This window comes from Agromyces binzhouensis, assembly GCF_004135055.1.
GTDB lineage: Bacteria > Actinomycetota > Actinomycetes > Actinomycetales > Microbacteriaceae > Agromyces > Agromyces binzhouensis.
Genome location: NZ_SDPL01000353.1, coordinates 1 through 3,400, shown reverse-complemented (window position 1 = coordinate 3,400; position 3,400 = coordinate 1). Strand labels below are relative to the sequence as shown.

Below are 3,400 nucleotides of genomic sequence, written 5' to 3'. Positions count from 1 at the left end.
GGTCGCCGACCCGGCCGCGCCCGTGCCGCTCACCAAGCCGCCGCTCACGGCGTGGGCCCTGCGCAAGGTGCTCGACGCCGGGCCGGCCGAGCACGCCGAGGACTGGGCGCGGGCGCACCTCGAGGTCGTCCGACGCTCGCAGGACTGGTGGTTCGCCCACTCCGACCTCGACGGCGACGGGCTGCCCGACTATGGTCACCCCTACTCGTCGGGACTCGACGACAGCCCCGTCTTCGACGGGCCGCTGCCGACGACGTCGCCGGATCTCGCGGCCTACCTCGTGCGGCAGGACCTCGAGCTCGCCGACCTGGCCGAGCGCCTCGAGGGCGACGGTGCCGCGGCCGCGCGGCATCGCGCCCGGGCCGCGCGCACGCTCGACCTGCTGCTCGGCATGTGGGACGAGGACCGCGGGCTCTTCCGCGCGCGGGCGGCCGGCGAGCCCGTCGCGAGCGACACGATCGTCGGGCTCATGCCGCTGCTGACCGGCGGACTGCCCGACCGGATCCGGGACCGGCTCGTCGGGGCGCTCGACGAACCCGACCGGTTCGCGGCCCCGTGGGGGATCCCGACGGTCGCCGTCGGCGATCCCGCCTTCTCGCCCGCCCGGATGTGGCGGGGGCCCGTCTGGGTCAACACGAACGCGCTCGTGGCCGAGGGCCTCGCGGCATCCGGACGCCCCGATCGCGCCCGCGACCTCGCCGAGGCGACCGTGCGGCTCGTGCAGCACGGCGGCGGCCCCCACGAGTACTTCGACCCCATCACCGGCGAGCGCGCCCCGACCGCGACGACCGCGTTCGGCTGGTCGGCGGCGCTGTTCGTCGACCTCGCGGTCGCGCTGTCGCGGGGCGACGGCGCCTGAGTGCGGAGGCCGCACATGACGGTCCGTTCGGTTCCGGCCGGCTCAGGCGCTGAAGTAGGAGCTCGACGCGTTGTCGAGGATCCGGCGCATGCCGTTCATCCAGTTCGCCTTCAGGGCGACGGATGCCGCCGGCACGTCGCCGTCGGCGAGGTGCCGGGCGATCTCGGCGTGCTCGGCCGCGACGCGCTCGATCATGACGTCGTTCGGGACGAGCAGCGACTCGTAGCGGTGGAAGGCGCCCCGCGTGCTCTCGATGACGTCGAGGAGCCGGCGGTTCGGGCAGGCGGAGAGCATGATCGCGTGCCACTCGTCGTCCTTCGTGACGACGAGCGCGTGCTCCACGACCTCCTGGTCGAACTCCGCCGAGATCTGCGAGAGCCGGCGACCGATCTCGCGGAGCTCGTCGCGCGGGCTGAGTTCGAGCGCGAGCGATTCGAGGGCGGCCATGACGGGCGCGAGTTCCTCGAACTCGGTCGCGGAGAGGGGCACGAAGCTGAAGCCCTTGCCGTTCTCGCTCGTGATCTGCCCCTCGCTCTCGAGGGCGATCAGCGCCTCGCGCAGCGGAGTGCGGCTGACGCCGAGCTCTGCGGCGAGCTGGACCTCGTTGATGCCCTCGCCCGGGCTCACGCGCCCGGCGCGCATCCGGGCGAGCAGTTCCTCGCGGACCTGGGAACGCAGGTTCTTGCGCTCGATCGCCATCCATCCTCCAGCCGGTGGGCCGACGCCGTAAGCCTAGGGCTTGACCCTGTTCGACTTGCCGCCTAGCCTGTCTGTATACAGAATACAGTGCGCAGGCAGACCTGTACAGAGCCCCGACGGAGAGGACACCACGTGACGGACGCGACCCGGAGGCACCTCCGCCTCGACGCGCTCGCCTACGGCGGCGACTACAACCCCGATCAGTGGCCCGAGGCGGTCTGGCACGACGACGTGCGCCTCATGCGCGAGGCCGGGGTCAACCTCGTCAGCCTCCCCGTGTTCTCGTGGCCGCAGCTCGAGGTCGAGCCCGGCGTGTACGACTGGGCGTGGCTCGACCGGGTCATCGAGATCCTGTGGGCCGGAGGCATCCGCATCGATCTCGCGACGGCCACCGCGACGCCGCCGGCCTGGCTCGTGCGACGGCACCCCGAGATGCTCCCGTGGGACGCCGACGGCCGGCGCCTGGAGTTCGGATCGCGCCAGGCGTACTGCCCGAGCTCGCCCGTGTGGCGTTCGCACGTCGCCCGCATGGCGCGCGCCATGGCCGAGCGCTACGGAGAGCACCCGGCGGTCGTGCTCTGGCACGTCTCCAACGAGTACGGCGACCACGTCGCCCGGTGCTGGTGCCCCGAGTCGGCCGCGCACTTCCGCCGCTGGCTCGAGGAGCGCTACGCCGACCTCGACGGCCTCAACGAGGCCTGGGGCGTGAACGTCTGGGGCCAGCGCTACACGGCGTGGGACCAGGTCGAGCCGCCCCGCCGCGCGACCGGCCCCGTCAACCCCACCCAGTTGCTCGACTTCGAGCGCTTCTCCTCGGACGCGCTGCTCGAGCTGTTCCGCATCGAGGTCGACGTGCTCCGCGAGGTCACCCCCGACCTGCCCGTGACCACCAACTTCATGAGCCTGTTCCGCGAACTCGACTACTGGCGCTTCGCCGAGGTCGAGGACCTCGTGACCGACGACGCCTACCCCGACCCGGCCGATCCGCGCGCCCACGTCCCGGCGGCCCTGAACTACGGGCTCATGCGCTCGCTGAAGGGCGGGCAGCCGTGGCTGCTGCTCGAGCAGGCCGCGAGCGCCGTGAGCTGGCGCGACGTCAACGTGCCCAAGGCGCCCGGCCGCATGCGGATCGACAGCCTGCAGGCGATCGCGCACGGCTCCGACGGCGCCATGTTCTTCCAGTGGCGCCAGGCCCGCTACGGCCAGGAGAAGTTCCACTCCGCGATGCTCGGCCACCGGGGCGAGCACTCGCGCACGTTCCGCGAGACGGCCGCCCTCGGGCGCGAGCTCCGGCGGCTCGCCCCGGTGAAGGACACCCGCGTGCGCAGCCGCGTCGCGCTCGTGGTCGACTGGGACGCCTGGTGGGGCTCGAGCGCGACCGAGTCGATGCCCTCGCAGCGCCTCGGCTGGCTCGCCCAGGCGCGGGCCTGGCACGCGGCGCTGCACGCGCTCGGCCACGCGGTGGACACGGTGCGCGCCACGGGCCCGTTCGACGGGTACGACCTCGTCGTCGTCCCGAACCTCTACGTCGCGGATGCCGCGCAGGTGGCCGCGCTCGCCGGGTTCGCCGCCGACGGCGGCACCGTGGTCGTCGGCCCGTTCTCCGGCGTGGTCGACGCGACCGAGAAGGTCCACCCCGGCGGCGCACCCGGCCCCCTGCGAGACCTCCTCGGCATCGAGGTCGACGAGCCGTGGCCCGTGCCCGACGGGGCGCACGAGCGGGTCGAGCTCGACGGGCGGGCCTACGACGCACCCGTGTGGACGGAGTGGATCGAGCCGGGCGCCGAGGCATCCGTCGTCGCGCGCTTCGCCTCGGGCGCGCTCGCCGGCCGTGCCGCCGTC

Annotated in this window: 3 protein-coding genes; 2 read left to right on the top strand and 1 reads right to left on the bottom strand. The window is 73.4% G+C overall.

Translation table 11 applies throughout. From position 1 onward, the window contains the following. The coding region (locus ESO86_RS19060) for an amylo-alpha-1,6-glucosidase (protein ID WP_207207147.1) at positions 1-859 on the top strand (859 nt) is incomplete at its 5' end. A gap of 42 nt (positions 860-901) precedes the next feature. Here the strand turns inward: ESO86_RS19060 and ESO86_RS13975 are convergent. Then, positions 902-1,558, bottom strand: coding sequence for a GntR family transcriptional regulator (locus tag ESO86_RS13975; protein ID WP_129235550.1), 657 nt, complete (start codon positions 1,556-1,558; stop codon positions 902-904). A gap of 132 nt (positions 1,559-1,690) precedes the next feature. Between ESO86_RS13975 and ESO86_RS13970 the strand changes: the two genes are divergently transcribed. Next, positions 1,691-3,400 (top strand): beta-galactosidase (locus ESO86_RS13970; RefSeq protein WP_242492378.1); only part of this gene is annotated, 1,710 nt, incomplete at its 3' end.

What these genes read in the sequence shown, in the direction of transcription:
- ESO86_RS13975 (WP_129235550.1), bottom strand. Translation starts at nt 1,558, where the DNA reads ATGGCGATCGAGCGCAAGAACCTGCGTTCCCAGGTCCGCGAGGAACTG.